General features: G+C 56.1%; 18 protein-coding genes. 16 read left to right on the top strand and 2 right to left on the bottom strand.

Translation table 11 applies throughout. The features are described 5' to 3' along the window. The first annotated feature begins 14 nt into the window (after positions 1–14). The 14 genes from JL015_RS20795 (at position 15) to glmS (ending at position 13,190) form a co-directional block, all read left to right on the top strand. Positions 15–806 (top strand): ParA family protein, encoded by a 792-nt coding sequence (locus JL015_RS20795; RefSeq protein ID WP_201001373.1) that lies wholly within the window; start codon positions 15–17, stop codon positions 804–806. 9 nt (positions 807–815) lie between these two features. Beyond that, the gene (locus JL015_RS20790; protein ID WP_201001371.1) at positions 816–1,688 is read left to right on the top strand and encodes a ParB/RepB/Spo0J family partition protein; all 873 of its coding nucleotides are present in this window, start codon (positions 816–818) and stop codon (positions 1,686–1,688) included. Between the two features lie 146 nt (positions 1,689–1,834). After that, positions 1,835–2,242 carry a F0F1 ATP synthase subunit I gene (locus JL015_RS20785; RefSeq protein ID WP_201019765.1) on the top strand — a complete coding sequence of 136 codons (408 nt, stop codon included), beginning with the start codon at positions 1,835–1,837 and terminating at the stop codon, positions 2,240–2,242. A 16-nt stretch (positions 2,243–2,258) separates the two neighbouring features. Beyond that, positions 2,259–3,128: a F0F1 ATP synthase subunit A gene (atpB, locus tag JL015_RS20780; RefSeq protein ID WP_201001369.1), complete on the top strand. Its 870-nt coding sequence runs from the start codon at positions 2,259–2,261 to the stop codon at positions 3,126–3,128. 153 nt (positions 3,129–3,281) lie between these two features. Then, positions 3,282–3,539, top strand: coding sequence for a F0F1 ATP synthase subunit C (gene atpE, locus JL015_RS20775; RefSeq protein WP_002555987.1), 258 nt, complete (start codon positions 3,282–3,284; stop codon positions 3,537–3,539). Positions 3,540–3,596: 57 nt separating this feature from the next. Further along, positions 3,597–4,067 (top strand): F0F1 ATP synthase subunit B, encoded by a 471-nt coding sequence (locus JL015_RS20770; RefSeq protein WP_025262618.1) that lies wholly within the window; start codon positions 3,597–3,599, stop codon positions 4,065–4,067. A gap of 12 nt (positions 4,068–4,079) precedes the next feature. Then, the gene (locus tag JL015_RS20765) at positions 4,080–4,616 is read left to right on the top strand and encodes a F0F1 ATP synthase subunit delta (protein ID WP_025262617.1); all 537 of its coding nucleotides are present in this window, start codon (positions 4,080–4,082) and stop codon (positions 4,614–4,616) included. 21 nt (positions 4,617–4,637) lie between these two features. Beyond that, positions 4,638–6,182: a F0F1 ATP synthase subunit alpha gene (gene atpA / locus JL015_RS20760; RefSeq protein ID WP_201001368.1), complete on the top strand. Its 1,545-nt coding sequence runs from the start codon at positions 4,638–4,640 to the stop codon at positions 6,180–6,182. A gap of 50 nt (positions 6,183–6,232) precedes the next feature. After that, the gene (gene atpG / locus JL015_RS20755; protein WP_025262615.1) at positions 6,233–7,093 is read left to right on the top strand and encodes a F0F1 ATP synthase subunit gamma; all 861 of its coding nucleotides are present in this window, start codon (positions 6,233–6,235) and stop codon (positions 7,091–7,093) included. Positions 7,094–7,120: 27 nt separating this feature from the next. After that, the gene (atpD, locus tag JL015_RS20750; protein WP_201001367.1) at positions 7,121–8,497 is read left to right on the top strand and encodes a F0F1 ATP synthase subunit beta; all 1,377 of its coding nucleotides are present in this window, start codon (positions 7,121–7,123) and stop codon (positions 8,495–8,497) included. Between the two features lie 44 nt (positions 8,498–8,541). After that, positions 8,542–8,967: a F0F1 ATP synthase subunit epsilon gene (locus tag JL015_RS20745; RefSeq protein WP_025262613.1), complete on the top strand. Its 426-nt coding sequence runs from the start codon at positions 8,542–8,544 to the stop codon at positions 8,965–8,967. Between the two features lie 109 nt (positions 8,968–9,076). After that, positions 9,077–10,444 carry a bifunctional UDP-N-acetylglucosamine diphosphorylase/glucosamine-1-phosphate N-acetyltransferase GlmU gene (gene glmU / locus JL015_RS20740; RefSeq protein WP_201019764.1) on the top strand — a complete coding sequence of 456 codons (1,368 nt, stop codon included), beginning with the start codon at positions 9,077–9,079 and terminating at the stop codon, positions 10,442–10,444. Positions 10,445–10,577: 133 nt separating this feature from the next. Next, entirely contained in the window at positions 10,578–11,345 is a 768-nt protein-coding gene (locus tag JL015_RS20735; protein WP_201001365.1) for a DeoR/GlpR family DNA-binding transcription regulator, read from the top strand. A 9-nt stretch (positions 11,346–11,354) separates the two neighbouring features. Next, entirely contained in the window at positions 11,355–13,190 is a 1,836-nt protein-coding gene (glmS, locus tag JL015_RS20730; RefSeq protein ID WP_201001364.1) for a glutamine--fructose-6-phosphate transaminase (isomerizing), read from the top strand. A 196-nt stretch (positions 13,191–13,386) separates the two neighbouring features. On the opposite strand, the gene JL015_RS20725 is transcribed toward glmS, so the two are convergent. Further along, positions 13,387–14,295 carry an AraC family transcriptional regulator gene (locus tag JL015_RS20725; RefSeq protein ID WP_201019763.1) on the bottom strand — a complete coding sequence of 303 codons (909 nt, stop codon included), beginning with the start codon at positions 14,293–14,295 and terminating at the stop codon, positions 13,387–13,389. Between the two features lie 662 nt (positions 14,296–14,957). Here JL015_RS20725 and JL015_RS20720 point away from each other — a divergent pair. Further along, positions 14,958–16,598, top strand: a complete 1,641-nt coding sequence (locus tag JL015_RS20720) for a methyl-accepting chemotaxis protein (RefSeq protein ID WP_201019762.1) — start codon at positions 14,958–14,960, stop codon at positions 16,596–16,598. A 15-nt stretch (positions 16,599–16,613) separates the two neighbouring features. Here JL015_RS20720 and JL015_RS20715 read toward each other — a convergent pair whose 3' ends face one another. Next, a complete protein-coding gene (locus JL015_RS20715; protein ID WP_201019761.1) occupies positions 16,614–17,507 on the bottom strand; it encodes a LysR family transcriptional regulator in 894 nt (297 codons plus the stop codon). A 299-nt stretch (positions 17,508–17,806) separates the two neighbouring features. On the opposite strand from JL015_RS20715, the gene JL015_RS20710 reads away from it, so the two are divergent. Then, a complete protein-coding gene (locus tag JL015_RS20710) occupies positions 17,807–19,483 on the top strand; it encodes a sensor domain-containing diguanylate cyclase (RefSeq protein ID WP_201019760.1) in 1,677 nt (558 codons plus the stop codon). Positions 19,484–19,572: the final 89 nt, after the last annotated feature.

Below are 19,572 nucleotides of genomic sequence, written 5' to 3'. Positions count from 1 at the left end.
GAACACAAGCAAGAATGGCTAAGGTATTCGCGATAGCGAACCAGAAAGGTGGTGTGGGTAAAACCACCACTTGTATCAACCTCGCAGCGTCACTGGTTGCAACCAAGCGCCGCGTGCTGTTGATCGATCTCGACCCTCAGGGCAACGCGACCATGGGCAGCGGTGTGGATAAACACACCCTGGAAAACTCGGTATACGACTTGCTGATCGGTGAATGCGATCTGGCCGAGGCGATACAGTTTTCCGAACATGGCGGTTATCAACTGCTGCCGGCCAACCGTGACCTTACGGCTGCCGAAGTGGTGTTGCTGGAAATGCAGATGAAGGAAAGCCGCTTGCGCAATGCGCTGGCGCCTATCCGGGAAAACTACGATTACATCCTCATTGACTGCCCACCGTCGCTGTCGATGCTGACCCTCAATGCCCTGGTGGCATCCGATGGGGTCATTATCCCCATGCAGTGCGAGTATTTTGCGCTCGAAGGTCTCAGCGACCTTGTGGATAACATCAAGCGCATCGCAGAACTGCTCAACCCTCAACTGAAAATAGAAGGGTTGCTGCGCACGATGTACGACCCGCGCCTGAGCCTGATCAACGATGTTTCCGCGCAGCTCAAGGAACACTTTGGCGAACAGCTCTACGACACCGTGATCCCGCGCAACATCAGGCTCGCCGAAGCGCCGAGTTTTGGCATGCCGGTTCTGGCCTATGACAAGGCTTCCCGCGGTGCGCTGGCTTACCTGGCCCTGGCGGGTGAACTGGTACGTCGTCAACGTCGCAGCTCGAAAGCCGCGCAGCCAACCTAAGGAATTCCCATGGCCGTCAAGAAACGAGGTCTCGGACGTGGGTTGGACGCACTTCTGAGCAGTCCAACCGTCAGTTCTCTGGAAGAACAGGCCGTCAAGATCGATCAGCGCGAGCTGCAGCATGTGCCTCTGGATCTGATCCAGCGTGGCAAGTACCAGCCGCGTCGCGATATGGATCCCCAGGCGCTTGAAGAGCTTGCCCTGTCGATCAAGTCCCAGGGCGTCATGCAGCCGATCGTGATTCGTCCCATTGGTGACAATCGCTACGAGATCATTGCAGGTGAGCGTCGCTGGCGTGCCAGCCAGCAGGCAGGCGTAGAGACGATTCCGGCAATGGTCCGCGAAGTCTCGGATGAAAACGCCATCGCCATGGCGTTGATCGAGAACATCCAGCGCGAAGACCTCAACCCCATCGAAGAAGCGATGGCCCTGCAGCGGTTGCAGCAAGAGTTTCAACTGACTCAGCAGCAGGTCGCCGATGCAGTCGGCAAGTCACGAGTCAGTGTGGCCAACCTGCTGCGTCTGATTGCATTGCCTGAGGTCATCAAGACCATGCTGTCGCATGGTGATCTGGAAATGGGCCATGCCCGTGCATTGCTCGGTTTACCTGAAGAAAGGCAGATCGAGGGTGCGCGACATGTTGTCGCACGTGGCCTGACTGTGCGTCAGACCGAAGCGCTTGTCAGGCAGTGGCTCAGTGGCAAACCGGCTCCAGTGGAGGCGGTAAAAACAGATCCGGACATCAGTCGGCTGGAACAGCGCCTTGCCGAGCGGCTGGGCTCTGCGGTCCAGATCCGTCACGGACAGAAGGGAAAAGGGCAGTTAGTCATCCGTTATAACTCGCTGGATGAGTTGCAAGGTGTGCTTGCCCACATTCGCTGAAACAATTGCTCTGTAGCGTGTAGTCGGAAATCACTACCTTACGGTTGAATAGGGGCTTAACCGCCCCTATACTCTGCGCGCATTTTGTCGGCACAAATTATGCCAAGTTATTGCTTATGGCGACCGACATTCAAGGAGCAGTTGCGATGGAATCACGCATGCCAGACCGCTTGCCGTTCCATCGACTAGCGGTTTTTCCGGTATTGCTGGCTCAATTGATTGTCCTGCTGCTGGCCGCTTTTGCGCTTTGGCAGTTGAAAGGAGTCGTAGCGGGATATTCTGGGCTGTGCGGTGGCCTGATAGCCTGGCTGCCCAATTTGTACTTTGCTCACAAGGCTTTCCGGTTTTCCGGGGCTAGAGCAGCGCAAGCCATCGTCCGGTCATTTTATGCCGGCGAGGCAGGCAAACTGATTTTTACGGCAGTGCTTTTTGCACTGACGTTCGCAGGTGTGAAGCCATTGGCGCCGCTAGCTGTATTCGGCGTGTTCATGTTGATCCAGGTGGTCAACTGGTTCGCTCCCCTGCTAATGAGAACAAGACTTTCGAGACCTTAGGGCGTTTGAGGCAAAAATGGCAGAGCAAACAGCTTCGGGCTATATCCAGCACCACTTGCAGAACCTGACTTTCGGTCAGCTACCCAACGGCAGCTGGGGCTTTGCCCACACCGCAGCAGAAGCAAAAGAAATGGGCTTTTGGGCTTTCCACGTCGATACCCTCGGCTGGTCGGTCGCACTGGGCCTTATTTTCGTTCTTATTTTCCGCATGGCGGCCAAGAAGGTAACTTCCGGTCAGCCTGGCGCTCTGCAGAACTTCGTCGAGGTTCTGGTCGAGTTCGTCGATGGCAGCGTGCGTGACAGCTTCCACGGCCGTAGCGCCGTGATCGCTCCACTGGCTCTGACCATTTTCGTCTGGGTATTCCTGATGAACGCCGTCGACCTGGTTCCTGTCGACTGGATTCCTCAGCTGGCGATGCTGATCTCGGGCGATGAGCACATTCCTTTCCGTGCAGTTCCGACCACTGACCCTAATGCCACTCTGGGCATGGCTCTGTCGGTATTCGCACTGATCATTTTCTACAGCATCAAGGTCAAGGGCATCGGTGGTTTCATCGGCGAACTGACCCTTCACCCGTTCGGCAGCAAGAACATCTTCGTTCAGGCGCTGCTGATTCCGGTGAACTTCCTGCTTGAATTCGTGACCCTGGTAGCCAAGCCGATTTCGCTGGCACTGCGTCTGTTCGGCAACATGTACGCTGGCGAGCTGGTATTCATCCTGATCGCGGTCATGTTCGGCAGTGGCCTGCTCTGGCTCAGTGGCCTGGGTGTGGTGCTGCAATGGGCGTGGGCTGTATTCCACATCCTGATCATCACCCTGCAAGCGTTCATCTTCATGATGCTGACCATCGTTTACCTGTCGATGGCTCACGAAGATAACCATTAAGATTCGCCATTCGGTGCATCTGATGACCCTCTTGCCATTGGTGAGAGGGAGCCGCAAGCGGGAGACCGCAAGGGCTGATGTAACAAACGATTTTGTTTTACCGCTTTAATCTAAGAAAACCTAACCAATACGACGTAAAAGTCGGGAGGAAAGATGGAAACTGTAGTTGGTCTAACCGCTATCGCTGTTGCACTGTTGATCGGCCTGGGCGCACTGGGTACTGCAATCGGTTTCGGCCTGTTGGGCGGTAAGTTCCTGGAAGGCGCTGCGCGTCAACCAGAAATGGTTCCAATGCTGCAAGTTAAAATGTTCATCGTTGCGGGCCTGCTCGACGCCGTTACCATGATCGGTGTTGGTATCGCTCTGTTCTTCACCTTCGCGAACCCCTTCGTTGGTCAACTCGCTGGCTAATCGCTCGATTTTTCGAGTTGATTGGTGTGATGGACAACGAACGAGCGAGGTGTTGGCGTGAATATTAATGCAACCCTGATTGGCCAGTCCGTTGCGTTCTTCATCTTTGTGCTGTTCTGCATGAAGTTCGTGTGGCCTCCGGTCATCGCGGCTTTGCACGAACGTCAGAAGAAGATCGCGGATGGACTGGACGCTGCTACACGAGCAGCTCGCGACCTGGAGCTGGCCCAAGACAAAGTGGGTCAACAACTGCGCGAAGCTAAAGCTCAAGCAGCTGAAATCATTGAGCAGGCCAAGAAACGCGGTACTCAGATTGTCGACGAAGCCCGTGAACAGGCTCGCGTTGAAGCTGACCGTGTGAAGGCTCAGGCTCAGGCCGAGATCGAGCAGGAACTGAACAGTGTCAAAGACGCTCTGCGCGCCCAGTTGGGTAGCCTGGCAGTCAATGGCGCCGAGAAGATCCTGGGTGCCACAATCGATCAAAACGCGCACGCGGAGCTGGTTAACAAACTGGCTGCTGAAATTTAAGCGAGGGCGATCATGGCAGAACTGACCACGTTGGCCCGACCTTACGCTAAGGCGGCCTTCGAGCACGCGCAGGCCCACCAGCAACTGGCCAATTGGTCAGCCATGCTCGGCCTGGCTGCTGCGGTGTCGCAAGACGACACCATGCAGAGCCTGCTCAAGGCCCCGCGACTGACGAGCGCACAGAAGGCCACCACTTTTATTGAAGTGTGTGGCGACAAGTTCGATGCCAAGGCACAGAATTTCATCCATGTCGTTGCTGAAAACGACCGTCTCCCGCTTCTGCCGGAGATCGCCGAACTGTTCGACCTGTACAAGGCCGAGCAGGAAAAATCGGTCGATGTGGATGTCACCAGTGCTTTTGCATTGAACCAAGAACAGCAAGACAAACTCGCCAAGGTTCTCAGTGCACGGCTCGGCCGGGAAGTGCGCCTGCATGCTGCGGAGGATGCCACCCTTATCGGTGGTGTCGTTATCCGCGCCGGCGACCTGGTTATCGATGGCTCAGTTCGCGGCAAGATCGCGCAACTAGCCGAAGCATTGAAATCTTGAGTTTGAAGGGGCAGCAGAGCAATGCAGCAACTCAATCCTTCCGAAATAAGTGAAATCATCAAGGGTCGCATCGAGAAGCTCGATGTAACCTCCCAAGCCCGTAACGAAGGCACCGTCGTCAGCGTGTCTGACGGTATCGTGCGGATTCACGGTCTGGCCGACGTAATGTACGGCGAAATGATCGAGTTTCCGGGCGGCGTCTACGGTATGGCGCTGAACCTTGAGCAAGACTCTGTCGGTGCCGTTGTACTGGGCGCCTACACGACTCTGGCTGAAGGCATGAGCGCCAAGTGTACTGGCCGCATCCTCGAAGTTCCGGTTGGTAAGGAACTGCTGGGTCGCGTAGTCGACGCACTGGGCAACCCTGTTGACGGTAAAGGTCCGCTGAACAACACCGAGACCGATGCGGTCGAGAAAGTTGCTCCAGGCGTGATCTGGCGTAAGTCGGTCGACCAGCCAGTGCAAACTGGTTACAAGGCCGTCGACGCAATGATTCCAGTCGGCCGTGGCCAGCGTGAGCTGATCATCGGTGACCGCCAGATCGGTAAAACCGCTATGGCGATCGACGCGATCATCAACCAGAAAAACAGCGGCATCTTCTGCGTCTACGTTGCAGTTGGTCAGAAACAATCGACCATCGCCAACGTTGTTCGCAAGCTCGAAGAAAACGGTGCACTGGCTAACACCATCATCGTTGCTGCAAGTGCTTCCGAATCCGCTGCGCTGCAATTCCTTGCACCGTACTCGGGTTGCACCATGGGCGAGTACTTCCGCGACCGCGGTGAAGACGCGCTGATCGTTTATGACGATCTGTCCAAGCAAGCAGTGGCTTACCGCCAGATTTCCCTGCTGCTGCGCCGTCCACCAGGCCGTGAAGCCTACCCGGGTGACGTGTTCTATCTCCACTCCCGTCTGCTGGAGCGCGCATCGCGTGTTTCCGAAGAGTACGTAGAGAAGTTCACCAACGGCGCAGTGACCGGCAAAACCGGTTCCCTGACTGCACTGCCGATCATCGAAACCCAGGCTGGCGACGTTTCCGCGTTCGTTCCGACCAACGTGATTTCCATCACCGACGGTCAGATCTTCCTGGAATCGGCCATGTTCAACTCCGGCATCCGTCCGGCTGTGAACGCCGGTGTTTCGGTATCCCGTGTAGGTGGTGCCGCACAGACCAAGATCATCAAGAAGCTTTCCGGTGGTATCCGTACCGCTCTGGCTCAGTACCGTGAACTGGCAGCATTCGCCCAGTTCGCTTCTGACCTGGACGAAGCCACTCGCAAGCAGCTTGAGCATGGTCAGCGCGTTACCGAGCTGATGAAGCAGAAGCAATACGCGCCGATGTCTATCGCTGATATGTCGCTGTCCCTGTATGCCGCTGAACGTGGCTTCCTGGTGGATATCGAGATTCCAAAAATCGGCAGCTTCGAGCAGGCTCTGATTGCTTACTTCAACCGCGATCACGCCGACTTGATGGCGAAGATCAACGTGAAGGGTGACTTCAATGACGAAATCGACGCTGGCCTCAAAGCCGGTATCGAGAAGTTCAAAGCCACCCAAACCTGGTAAGCCGCAGCGGGAGCCGAAAGGTTCCCGCTTGCTAACCTGATAGGTGTTACATGGCAGGCGCAAAAGAGATTCGCAGCAAGATTGCGAGCATCAAAAGCACGCAAAAGATCACCAGCGCCATGGAAAAAGTGGCGGTCAGCAAAATGCGCAAGGCTCAGTCGCGCATGGCTGCTAGCCGTCCTTACGCGGAGCGCATCCGTCAGGTGATTGGTCATCTTGCCAACGCCAACCCGGAGTATCGCCACCCGTTCATGATCGAGCGCGAAGTAAAGCGTGTCGGTTATGTCGTAGTGAGCAGTGACCGTGGTTTGTGCGGTGGCTTGAACACCAACCTGTTCAAGGCTTTGGTCAAGGACATGGCGGTAAACCGTGAAAACGGCGTAGAGATCGATCTGTGCGTGGTCGGCAGCAAAGGTGCGGCATTTTTCCGCAACTTCGGCGGTAACGTCGTCGCTGCGATCAGCCACCTGGGCGAAGAGCCGTCGATCAATGATCTGATCGGCAGCGTCAAGGTGATGCTGGATGCCTACCTGGATGGTCGAATTGATCGCCTGTCCGTGGTATCCAACAAGTTCATCAACACCATGACCCAGCAGCCAACGGTGGAGCAATTGATTCCGCTGGTGGCAACCCCGGATCAGAAACTCAAGCACCACTGGGACTATCTCTACGAACCCGATGCCAAAGAGCTGCTTGACGGCTTGATGGTTCGCTACGTTGAGTCGCAGGTGTACCAGGCGGTGGTCGAGAACAACGCTGCTGAACAAGCTGCGCGGATGATCGCGATGAAGAACGCCACAGACAACGCCGGTGATTTGATCAGCGATTTGCAGCTGATCTACAACAAGGCGCGTCAGGCAGCGATCACCCAAGAGATCTCGGAAATCGTCGGCGGCGCTGCCGCGGTTTAACGGTTCAAATATTAGAGGAACCAGCTAATGAGTAGCGGACGTATCGTTCAAATCATCGGCGCCGTGATCGACGTGGAATTCCCACGCGATAGCGTACCGAGTATCTATAACGCGCTGAGTGTAGAAGGCGCGCAAACCACTCTCGAAGTTCAGCAGCAGCTGGGCGACGGCGTGGTTCGTACCATTGCAATGGGTTCGACCGAAGGCTTGAAGCGCGGTCTGAACGTCAACGACAGCGGCACAGCCATCTCCGTACCAGTCGGTAAAGCGACTCTGGGCCGGATCATGGACGTCCTTGGCAACCCGATCGACGAAGCCGGTCCTATCGGTGAAGAAGAGCGTTGGGGCATTCACCGTCCTGCGCCGTCCTTCGCTGAACAGGCAGGTGGCAACGATCTGCTGGAAACAGGCATCAAGGTTATCGACCTGGTTTGCCCGTTCGCCAAGGGTGGTAAAGTCGGTCTGTTCGGTGGTGCCGGTGTAGGCAAAACCGTAAACATGATGGAACTGATCCGTAACATCGCCATCGAGCACAGCGGTTATTCCGTGTTCGCCGGTGTGGGTGAGCGTACTCGTGAGGGTAACGACTTCTACCACGAGATGAAGGACTCCAACGTTCTGGACAAAGTGGCACTGGTTTACGGTCAGATGAACGAGCCACCGGGAAACCGTCTGCGCGTTGCTCTGACTGGCCTGACCATGGCCGAGAAGTTCCGTGACGAAGGTAACGACGTTCTGCTGTTCGTCGACAACATCTATCGTTACACCCTGGCCGGTACCGAAGTATCCGCACTGCTGGGCCGTATGCCTTCCGCAGTAGGTTACCAACCGACCCTGGCTGAAGAGATGGGTACTCTGCAAGAGCGCATCACTTCCACCAAAAACGGTTCGATCACCTCGATCCAGGCGGTATACGTACCAGCGGACGACTTGACCGACCCGTCGCCAGCGACCACGTTCGCCCACTTGGACGCAACTGTCGTACTGTCCCGTGACATCGCTTCCCTGGGTATCTACCCAGCGGTAGATCCACTGGATTCGACTTCGCGCCAGCTGGACCCGAACGTCATCGGCCAGGAACACTACGACACCGCTCGCGGCGTTCAGTACGTGTTGCAGCGTTACAAAGAGCTGAAAGACATCATCGCGATCCTGGGTATGGACGAGCTGTCGGAAACCGACAAGCAGTTGGTAAACCGTGCTCGTAAGATCCAGCGCTTCCTGTCGCAGCCGTTCTTCGTGGCTGAAGTCTTCACTGGTGCATCGGGTAAATACGTTTCCCTGAAAGACACCATTGCTGGCTTCAAAGGCATCCTCAACGGTGACTACGACCACCTGCCAGAACAAGCGTTCTACATGGTCGGCGGCATCGAAGAAGCGATCGAGAAAGCCAAGAAACTGTAATCCCGGCGCCCGGCAACGGGCGCTAATCAGGTTGAGGCAAGCAAATGGCTATGACAGTCCATTGCGACATCGTCAGCGCGGAAGGGGAAATCTTCTCCGGTCTGGTCGAGATGGTGATTGCGCACGGTAACCTGGGTGATCTCGGTATCGCTCCAGGCCACGCGCCTCTGATCACCAATCTGGTCCCGGGCCCGATCCGCTTGATCAAGCAGGGTGGGGAAGCCGAGGTGTTCTACATCTCCGGTGGTTTCCTCGAGGTTCAGCCGAACATGGTCAAGGTGCTTGCCGATACTGTGCAACGTGCTGCCGACCTAGACGAAGCTTCTGCTCAGGCCGCCGTCAAGGCTGCCGAGAAGGCCCTGAACGAAAAAGGCGCGGACTTCGATTACGGATCTGCGACTGCTCGTCTGGCCGAGGCTGCAGCTCAGCTGCGCACCGTTCAGCAAATTCGCAAGAAGTTCGGCGGCTAACCCCGCTGGTTTCAATGCGCGATTGAGTAAAAGGGTAGCCTCGGCTACCCTTTTTCTTTTTTCAGGATCAGCCCGTTCCGGGCTGGTTACCGCTCAGTTGGTAGTCCTCATGTCTCTCGATATCGTTATTCTTGCCGCTGGCCAAGGTACCCGGATGCGTTCGGCCTTGCCTAAAGTCCTGCACCCTGTGGCAGGTAATTCCATGCTTGGCCATGTTATCCACAGCGCACGACAGTTATCCCCAAACGGTATTCATGTAGTGATCGGCCATGGCGCCGATGCTGTGCGCGAACGTCTGGCGGCGGATGACCTGAATTTCGTCATGCAGGACAAGCAACTCGGTACTGGCCACGCAGTCGCCCAGGCAGTGCCTGAACTGAGCGCCGACACTGTGCTGATTCTTTACGGCGATGTACCGCTGATTGAAGTCCAGACCCTGCAGCGCTTGCTGGCTCTGGTCACACCCGAGCAGTTGGGCCTGCTGACCGTGACCCTGGACGATCCGACAGGCTACGGCCGTATCGTGCGCGACGAACAGAACCGGGTCTGTGCCATCGTCGAGCACAAGGACGCCAGCGAAGCTCAAAAAGCGATCAATGAAGGCAACACCGGTATTCTTGCGGTGCCCGGCAAGCGCCTGGCTGACTGGCTTGGACGTTTGTCCAACAACAATGCCCAGGGCGAGTATTACCTGACGGATGTGATTGCCATGGCGGTCAGTGACGGCCTGGTGGTTGCCACGGAACAGCCCCACGACGCGATGGAAGTGCAGGGCGCCAATGACCGCAAGCAATTGGCGGAACTGGAGCGTCATTACCAGTTGCGTGAGGCCCGTCGTGTGATGGCTGCTGGCGTGACCCTGCGTGACCCTGCACGTTTCGACGTGCGCGGTGAAGTGACTGTCGGTCGTGATGTGCTGATCGATATCAACGTGATCCTTGAAGGTCGCGTGGTCATTGAAGATGACGTGGTCATCGGCCCGAACTGTGTCATCAAGGACAGCACCCTGCGCAAAGGCGTAGTGGTCAAAGCCAATAGCCATATCGAAGGCGCGATTCTGGGCGAGGGCAGTGATGCCGGTCCATTCGCCCGTCTGCGTCCAGGCAGCGTTCTGGGTGCCAAGGCCCATGTGGGTAACTTTGTCGAACTCAAGAATGCTCACCTCGGGGACGGCGCAAAAGCCGGGCACCTGACGTATCTGGGCGACGCCGAGATCGGAGCGAGAACCAATATCGGTGCAGGCACCATCACCTGTAACTACGATGGCGCCAACAAGCACAAGACCATTCTGGGCGAAGACGTATTCATTGGCTCCAACAACTCGCTGGTCGCGCCTGTGGATATCTCTTCAGGAGCCAGCACTGCCGCAGGTTCCACCATCACTCAGGACATTCCGGCCGAACAGTTGGGTGTTGCTCGTGCACGCCAGCGCAACATCGAAGGCTGGAAGCGCCCGGTGAAGGTCAAGAAACCATAAGGTTATCCACAGGAGCGCATTTATTCGCGAAACAGCTTCATTCGCGAATGAATTCGCTCCTACGGGTTGACCATCTTCCGATAATAGGGTTTTATTGCTTTCGTTATCTTTTGAATCGAAACTTAAAGCCAAAATGTCGAAACGCAATACACCCCAACGTCGCCATAATATCCTCGCCTTGCTCAATGAGCAGGGCGAAGTCAGTGTCGATGATCTGGCCAGGCATTTTGAAACTTCAGAAGTTACGATCCGAAAGGATCTGGCTGCTCTTGAAAGCAACGGTCTGTTGTTACGCCGCTACGGTGGCGCTATCACCTTGCCTCAGGAACTGATTGCCGAGAGCAGTCAGCCTGTTTCCAGATACAAGCAAGCCATTGCCCGTGCGGCAGTGTCGCGGATTCGCGAACATGCGCGGATCATTGTGGACAGTGGCAGCACCACTGCTGCGCTGATTCCCGAGCTTGGGAATCAGCCGGGTCTGGTCGTGATGACCAACTCCCTGAATGTGGCCCGCGCTCTGGCTGAGCTTGAGCATGAACCGGTGCTGTTGATGACCGGTGGAACCTGGGACCCGCACTCCGAATCCTTTCAGGGACAGGTAGCCGAGCAGGTTCTACGCTCCTACGATTTCGATCAATTGTTCATCGGTGCTGATGGCATCGATCTGGTTCGAGGTACCACAACCTTCAATGAGTTGCTGGGCCTGAGTCGGGTCATGGCTGAAGTCGCCCGCGAAGTGATCGTCATGGTTGAAGCCGATAAAGTCGGTCGCAAGATTCCCAATCTGGAACTGCCCTGGAGCAGTATCCATACCCTTATTACAGATGAGCGCCTGCCCGACGAGGCACGCGAACAGATAAAAGCCCGCGGCATTACCCTGATTTGTGCCGCTGTCAGCTAGGAGAGAACCATGTGTGGAATTGTCGGCGCCGTTGCTGAACGTAGTATCACAGCCATTCTGCTGGAAGGGCTAAAACGTCTTGAATACCGTGGTTATGACAGCGCAGGTGTAGCCGTTTTCAGCAATGAAGGCACCCTTGAGCGTCGTCGCCGTTCGGGCAAGGTCAGTGAGCTGGAGCAAGCACTTGCAGGCGAGCCTCTGAACGGTCGCCTGGGTATCGCTCACACTCGTTGGGCCACCCACGGTGCGCCTTGCGAGCGTAATGCACACCCGCACTTTTCAGCTGACGAACTGGCAGTTGTCCACAACGGCATCATCGAAAACCATGAAGCCCTGCGCGAGCGCCTCAAAGGCCTGGGTTACGTATTCGTTTCCGATACCGACACTGAAGTCATCGTCCATTTGCTGCACCACAAGCTCAAGGACACCCCTGATCTGGCCGACGCCCTGAAAGCGGCAGTCAAGGAACTGCACGGTGCTTATGGCCTGGCGGTTATCAGCGCCAAACAACCGGATCGTCTGCTGGCTGCTCGCAGCGGCAGCCCGCTGGTGATTGGCCTGGGCCTTGGTGAAAACTTCCTGGCATCGGACCAGTTGGCATTGCGTCAGGTAACCGACCGCTTCGTGTATCTGGAAGAAGGCGATATCGCAGAGATCCGTCGCGACAGCGTGCAGATCTGGACTGTGGATGGTCTGCCGGTGGTCCGTGAAACCGTGCAATACCACGAAGGTGCCGAAGCGGCCGACAAGGGCGAATATCGTCACTTCATGCTCAAGGAAATCCACGAGCAGCCCAAGGTTGTGCAGCGCACGCTGGAAGGTCGTCTGGGTCAGCAACAAGTGCTGGTTCATGCTTTTGGCCCGCAAGCTGCCGAACTGTTCGCCAAGGTCCGTAATGTCCAGATCGTGGCCTGCGGCACCAGCTATCACGCCGGTATGGTTGCGCGTTACTGGCTCGAAGGTCTGGCCGGTATTCCTTGCCAGGTCGAAGTGGCCAGCGAGTTCCGCTATCGCAAGGTTGTAGTCCAGCCGGACACCCTGTTCGTTTCGATCTCCCAGTCCGGCGAAACCGCCGACACCCTGGCCGCACTGCGTAACGCCAAGGAACTGGGCTTCCTGGCAAGCCTGGCGATCTGCAACGTCGGCATCAGCTCGCTGGTACGCGAGTCGGACCTGACCCTGCTGACTCAGGCCGGTCCTGAAATCGGTGTGGCCTCCACCAAGGCCTTCACCACCCAACTGGTTGCCCTGCTGTTGCTGACCCTGTCCCTTGGGCAAGTCAAAGGCACACTGGATGAAGGTGTCGAAGCCGAACTGGTCGAAGAACTGCGTCGCCTGCCGACCCGTCTGGGTGAGGCACTGGCCATGGACAGCACCGTCGAGAAAGTCGCCGAGCTATTCGCCGAGAAGCACCACACCCTGTTCCTGGGCCGTGGCGCGCAGTTCCCGGTAGCGATGGAAGGAGCCCTCAAGCTCAAGGAAATCTCGTACATCCACGCCGAAGCCTACCCGGCCGGCGAACTCAAGCACGGTCCATTGGCGCTTGTGGATAACGACATGCCGGTCGTCACCGTCGCGCCCAACAACGAACTGCTGGAAAAACTCAAATCCAACCTTCAGGAAGTCCGCGCACGCGGCGGTGAACTGGTGGTGTTCGCTGACGAGCAAGCCGGCATGAAAAACGGCGAAGGCACCCACGTCATCGCCATGCCACACATCATCGATGCACTTGCTCCGATCCTCTACACCATCCCGCTGCAATTGCTCTCGTACTACGTGGCAGTGTTGAAAGGTACGGACGTTGATCAGCCGAGGAATCTGGCGAAGTCTGTGACTGTGGAGTGAGTTATCCACAGATGGTAAAACCATGATGGGTCCACAGCAATAAAACCATCACAGCCTGGAAGCTCTTTTATAGAGTTTCCAGGCTAAGACCCACAGAGTTGATACACCCCAAGAGTTATCCCCAACCACTCCTCCAGCGGGTGTCGCTGACAGCCGTGTCTTCCATCTCACCATACAAGGTGCGAGTCACTGATTCTCAGTGAACCGCCTTCCTGAGACTTTTACTTCTATACAACCCCGGTGGGCAGCCAAACCAGCGATTACAGGCTTTGTGAAAACTGCTGCTGTCGCGAAAGCTCAGTTTTTCAGCGATGGAGATTATCGTTGCCTCTGTAAAGCAAAGAAGCTGGTCCGCCAGTTCCCGTCGGCACTCATCCAGAAGGTTTTGAAAGCCCGTAGACTCATCATCGAGTCGGTTTTGAAGCGTTCGTGTACTTAAGTTCATTTTGAGCGCCACTTGGGCCAATGACATCAAGTTACCCGAAGATAAGGAGACAAAAATATGGTTTCTGACAATGGGGGAAATTCTATATTGGCGCAGAGAAAGCTCTTCATTCGTGTAATTCAAATGATGTATTTTCAATGCCGGATTGGCGGTGCTCAAGGGGCGCGCGCAGTCGGTCAGGGAGTAGCTTATGCTGTTGATGTCGCTGGAGAATGTTAAGTTGTTTCCAAAAAAAGACTCCAGCATTGTGCAGTCTTCCGGTTGCTTGTAACTGAAGGCTGCTGCCACAGGGATGGGTTTGTCCCACGGCAATAACCAATGCGTCAAAGCCACCTGTGTGGACAGACAGCAGTCAATGTACTGTCTGTTAACGTTGACCGATTCCAGGCGAAGAAACTCAATGGTCAGGGTCTCTGCGTCTTCAGTTACGGAGACAGGCATACCATCTGATAGCAGGACGGAGTATTGCCCCATCGTCTTTAGCGCTTCGCCCAGGGTTGAGCTGGACATGATTGCGTACAGCTGTGAGTTCAACTGGCCGGGCTGGAATAAACCGTAGGAATACAATCCTGTCTCGGGATCACCGGATTCTTCAGTGATTGCCGCAACCAGGCGGGATGCCTCTGTTACCTTGAGCCTTGACCCCTCCTGAACGCTCATCTCTACGTCCGAATAAAATCGTTGGAACTCCATGGATGGCGCAGACAGGGTGGTAGCCAGGCGTAGGATTACTTGGGCACAAGAGGCAGCGAGAGTAGGCATAGCGAGCTTCTAAGTGAAATCTTTAGTGAGAATGCCAAACATGAAAGATCATGCCAAGCCTTGCTCGATCAACATTGTTGAAATGAGTGATTGAAGAAAGAATTTTAGAATTATCACCCTATTTTACAGGCGTGTGGAGTTGCGGCGCGCACAATGTTTTTAGCGTTCGTGGACACTGCGCCGTGATGAATGAAGTGTTAAGTTTTCTGGCGTGTCTGGAGTCTGCGGACACTGAAATTTGTATTCAGGGACACTATGATTCCTCGGCGAATGTGCTGAAATGCACCCCGTCGATGCCGGGTGAGCCGCTCACGGAACTATGAAAGTATTAAAGTTCGGCAATGGAAAGTGTGACGCTTTAATGTCATGAAAAAACCTGAATATTGACCCGGTTTTAATCGTGATCGAAGAGTTTAAGCAAACAGCGTCCATTGGGCGAATGGGAGCTTTGCACTTCTCCCCTTTGCCTGCCTGCGTTCAGCTCTCTGTCTGACCATGTACTAAATAACCCAATAGCAGTCTGCTGACTCATTGATTGGCAGGCCTGATGCGAGCCCATCATGAACCTTCGTAGTTTTAAAATCGCGACACGTAGTCTTATCTGTTTTGGCGTTCTTGCGGCGCTTGTCGCCGGGCTGGGACTTTTTGGTTTACTCCAGCTTTCCGATATTCGTAAGCAAGGCATCCGGATGGAGACGAATGATGTGCCCAGCATCGTTGAAGCTGACAATATCGCCCTGAAACTTGCCCGTACCCGCATCGAATCATTACGCCTGCTGGCTATCCCCGATGCGGCCACTCTGGCGACGACGCGCAAGAAAATCGAAGAACTGAGCGTTGAGGTCAAGGCAGGTCTGGATCGCTACCAACAGTTGCTGGACTCCGATGCAGAGCGCCAGGCCGTGGACACTCTGCGCCAGATTCATCGTGATTATTTGCGTGATGCCAACCAGGTAGCTGACCTGATCACTGCCGGCCAAATCGAGAATGCCCGCAAGATCATGCAGACGAGCATGGCGCAACTCGGCATTCAGATGAACGAACGCACCGCAACGCTGAGCAAAATCAATCAGGCCAGTATTCAGGCATCTTCCGAGGAGTCAGGTGCTGCTTACAGTCAGGCCAAATCCATCACCTGGATCGCAATCCTGACTGCGCTCGGCATGACTCTTTTGCTGGCCTGGCGTCTGACACTCAGCCTTGTGCGTCCCATCTCCCAGGCCGTTGCCGCCGCGAGCAAGATTGCCGATGGCGACCTCACCCAGCGTCTGGATATCCACGGCCACGATGAAGCTGCGCAGCTTTTGCAGGCGATGCATCAGATGCAAGGCCAGTTGCGCGACACGCTGGAGCATATCGGTCAGTCTGCGACCCAGCTTGCCTCTGCCGCCGAAGAGATGACCACGGTCATGCAGGAAAGCGCTCAGGGCCTGCAACAGCAGAACAGTGAGATCGAGATGGCGGCTACTGCCGTGACCGAAATGAGCCAGGCGGTGGATGAGGTTGCAGGCAACGCGACGACCACGTCGGCCGAGTCGCGTCAGGCAGCGGAGTCGGCACGTCAGGGGCAGCGCCAGTTGGGCGATACCCTTGGGGCTATCGAGGTGCTGACAGAAAATGTCCTCGGTGCCAGCACTCAGGCCCGGCAACTGGCAGAGCAGACCCGCAATATCAGCCAGGTACTGGACGTGATCCGCTCTGTGGCCGATCAGACCAACCTGTTGGCGCTCAATGCTGCTATCGAGGCGGCACGTGCCGGTGATGCAGGTCGTGGCTTTGCCGTTGTCGCCGATGAGGTGCGGGCGTTGGCTCAGCGTACTGGCGAATCCACTCGTGAGATTGAAACCATGATCGGCAGCATCCAGCAAGGCACCGGCCAGACCGTTGAAGCCTTGTTGACCAGCGCCGATCAGGCACAGCAGACCCGGGAACAGGCTCAGGCCGCCAGCACTGCGCTGGAAGCCATTGCCCAGTCCGTCAACGGGATCGATGAGCGCAACCTCGTGATTGCCAGCGCCGCCGAGGAGCAGGCTCAGGTTGCCCGTGAGATTGATCACAACCTGGTGCGTATTCGCGACCTGTCGGTACAGACCGCTACCGGAGCCGAGCAGACGCGCACCGCCAGCCAGCAACTGTCCGAACTTGCTGTGGGGTTGAATGGCCAGCTACGGCGTTTTCGTACCAAGGCCGTCGCTATCTAAAGGGGCGGACGAGGTTCACCCCTGATATCGCAACGCCTCGACTACCAAAGAAAACGCACATGAAGAGTACTGGCGATTCGGGTAATAGAGGTGATAACCGGGGCAGGTCGGGCACCAGTCGTCCAGGACGTTAATCAGTTTTCCTTCGGAGATGAATTGCTCGACCCGGTCTTCTGGCAGGTACGCAAGCCCGAGCCCGGCCAGTACCGCGTCCAGTCGCAGGGCCACGCTGTTGAAGGTCAGTTGCCCGCCAACCTTGACCTTGAGTTCCTGGTCATCTTTGGCGAAGTCCCAGGCAAAGAGGTCGCCGTGGGTAGGAAAGCGGATATTGATGCAGTTATGGGCCGTCAGGTCTTGAGGTACCTGCGGTCGTGGGTGTTTTGCAAAGTAAGACGGTGCTCCGACAACAACCCAGCGCAGGTCAGGGCTCATTCTGACTGCAATCATGTCCTTGGCGACCCGGTCACCGAGTCGTACGCCCATGTCATAGCGCTCGGCAACGATATCGACCAGGCCGGAATCGATGTTCACCTCGACGTTGATCTGCGGATATTGGGGAAGAAGCTTTATCAGCGCCGGCGAGATGATGGTGATCGAGGCGTGTTCGCTAGCCGTGATGCGGACAGTGCCGACCGGGTTCTCGCGATCTTCCGTCAGGATTGCCAGCTCGGACTCTATTTCCTCGAAGCGTGGCTTCACCGTGCGCAACAGACGTTCGCCTGCTTCGGTCGGTGAGACGCTGCGGGTCGTACGGGTCAGCAGGCGCAGGCCCAGCCGTGCTTCAAGATTGCGGATGGTATGGCTGAGGGCCGATTGGGATACACCCAGCTTTGCAGCGGCTCTGGTGAAGCTGCGCTCGGTTGCGACAACGGTAAAAGCAGATAGATCGTTGAAGCTTTCCGGTGGCATTCAGTAATCCGTTTTATCGGGAGCGCAAAAAGAGTGAGGAGCCTTGTATCACCTCGAATGTAGGGAAGGTAAACCAGTCGCTTGAGCAGGACTATGTGGTTCAGGCGCATACAGTCATGAGATTTACTCATGAATCTGCGACAGCCCGTTTGCAGGACGACCCAATCCCCTTGAACCGTTGCAGTTTCATGGGCCGGTAACGCCCTTCTTGACGGTTGTTCCGAGCAAATTTTTTCCTTGCCCTTTGGCCGTCATATTCGGCATAACATGCCACTATTCTCACCATCAGATGCCCACCCATGATCAAAGCCAGTCTCCGTAGTCACCTGACCTTATGGTGTGCGGGCTTGTCGTTATTCACGCTCTTGAGTGTCGGCTTCTATGTCGGGCATATCGCTACCGAACAGATGAAACAGGCGAGTGCCAATACTTCATTAAGTACCGCCAAATCGGCTGCTGCATTGCTGGGCGCGCAGCTCTATGAGCGGCAACTGGAAATGCACCTGCTCAGCCAGGAATCCCATTTGATGAGCGGCAATCTGGACGACCCGGCTATCCTGCGGTCGATGGAGCTGCGCAGCCAGTCCCATTCCGAATATGCCTGGATGGGCGTTGCCGATACACAAGGGAGGGTGAGGCAGGCCGTGAATGGGCTTCTGGTCAACCTATCGGTCAAGGAACGCCCCTGGTTCAAGGCGGGTCTGCAAGGTTCCTACACCGGCGACCCTCATGAGGCGGTCTTGCTGGCCAAGTTACTGCCCAACCCCAGTGGCGAACCTCTGCGCTTCATCGATTTTGCCTCGCCCATCCGTAATGCCGATGGCGCGGTGGTAGGGGTGCTGAGCGCCCATGCGCACTGGAGCTGGATGGCCAGGATTGTCGAGGCGGCAGTCTTGCGCGAAGACATGCTGAACAATATCGAAGTGCTGATTGTCGATCATGCGGGTGATGTCCTTTATCCACAGCAGCGTGTCGGAGAAAAACACCCTGAACTGCTTCAGTCACCGGAGCCGGGATGGTTTGTGGGCGATGGTTTTCTGACCAGCGTTGTAAAAGTGCCAACCCCGACGATTTCAGGGCTGGCCTGGTATGTTGCGGTTCGCCAGCCCTTGGCTCAGGCTCTGCAACCCGCACATAGCCTGTTTTACAGGTTGCTCGTGCTGGGCTTTATTGCCGCCGTCGCCTTTGGATTGGCGGCTTACTATCTGGCGCTGTACCTTAGCCGGCCGATCGAGCAACTGGCAAAGTCAGCCAGGCAGGTACAGGATCAGCAGCCAGACGTGGTTTTCCCTCTCAGCCATCCCGTGCTGGAAATTGCCCAGCTCGGCCAGTCGATACAGAACATGACTCAGTCCTTGCTGGGCAAGGAGCGCGAACTGCAGGATGCCAACAGTTCGCTGGAAGTCACGGTTGCGCAACGTACGGCAGCCCTCACCGAAGCCAATGCCGAGTTGCTGAAACTGGCGACTCACGATGCGCTGACGGGTGTGTATAACCGGCGTCTGTTCGATGAAAAACTGATCGAGTGCAGCCAGCGCTTTGTATTGACCGGACGCCCGTTCGCCTTGCTGTTCATCGATGCCGACCACTTCAAGCGGATCAATGACACTTATGGCCATGCCATCGGTGATGAAGTCCTGTACCAACTGGCTCAACTCATTGAGAAGAACACTCGCTCCACAGACTTCGTTGCCCGCTACGGCGGCGAGGAGTTTGCGGTGCTGTTGCCGCAGTTCGATAATCAGGGCAGCCCGGACATTGTCGCCGAGAAGATCCGTGCCGCCATCGCCGATGCAGATTTTGCTCTGGTCGGGCAGGTCACTGTCAGCATCGGTATCGGCCTGTCCGAATCAACCGATGCCAATACGACGGCACTTATCAAGCGTGCGGATCAGCAGCTCTACCATGCAAAACTGGCGGGTCGAAACCGGGTTGCCCGCAATGCCAGCATGAATGATGTGCAGATATCCACATAGCACCAGCCGGTGAATTCACGCCGGCTTCTGTCTCCCGTATAGATGCCTGTTCAGTTTTACCTTGTTCAACCGATACACTGCCTTGCCGA

The organism is Pseudomonas cichorii (assembly GCF_015471405.1).
In the GTDB taxonomy this organism is placed as follows: Bacteria; Pseudomonadota; Gammaproteobacteria; order Pseudomonadales; family Pseudomonadaceae; genus Aquipseudomonas; species Aquipseudomonas serbiensis.
The sequence above is the reverse complement of the archived record's forward strand: the minus strand, read 5'-3'. Positions and strand labels throughout refer to the sequence as shown.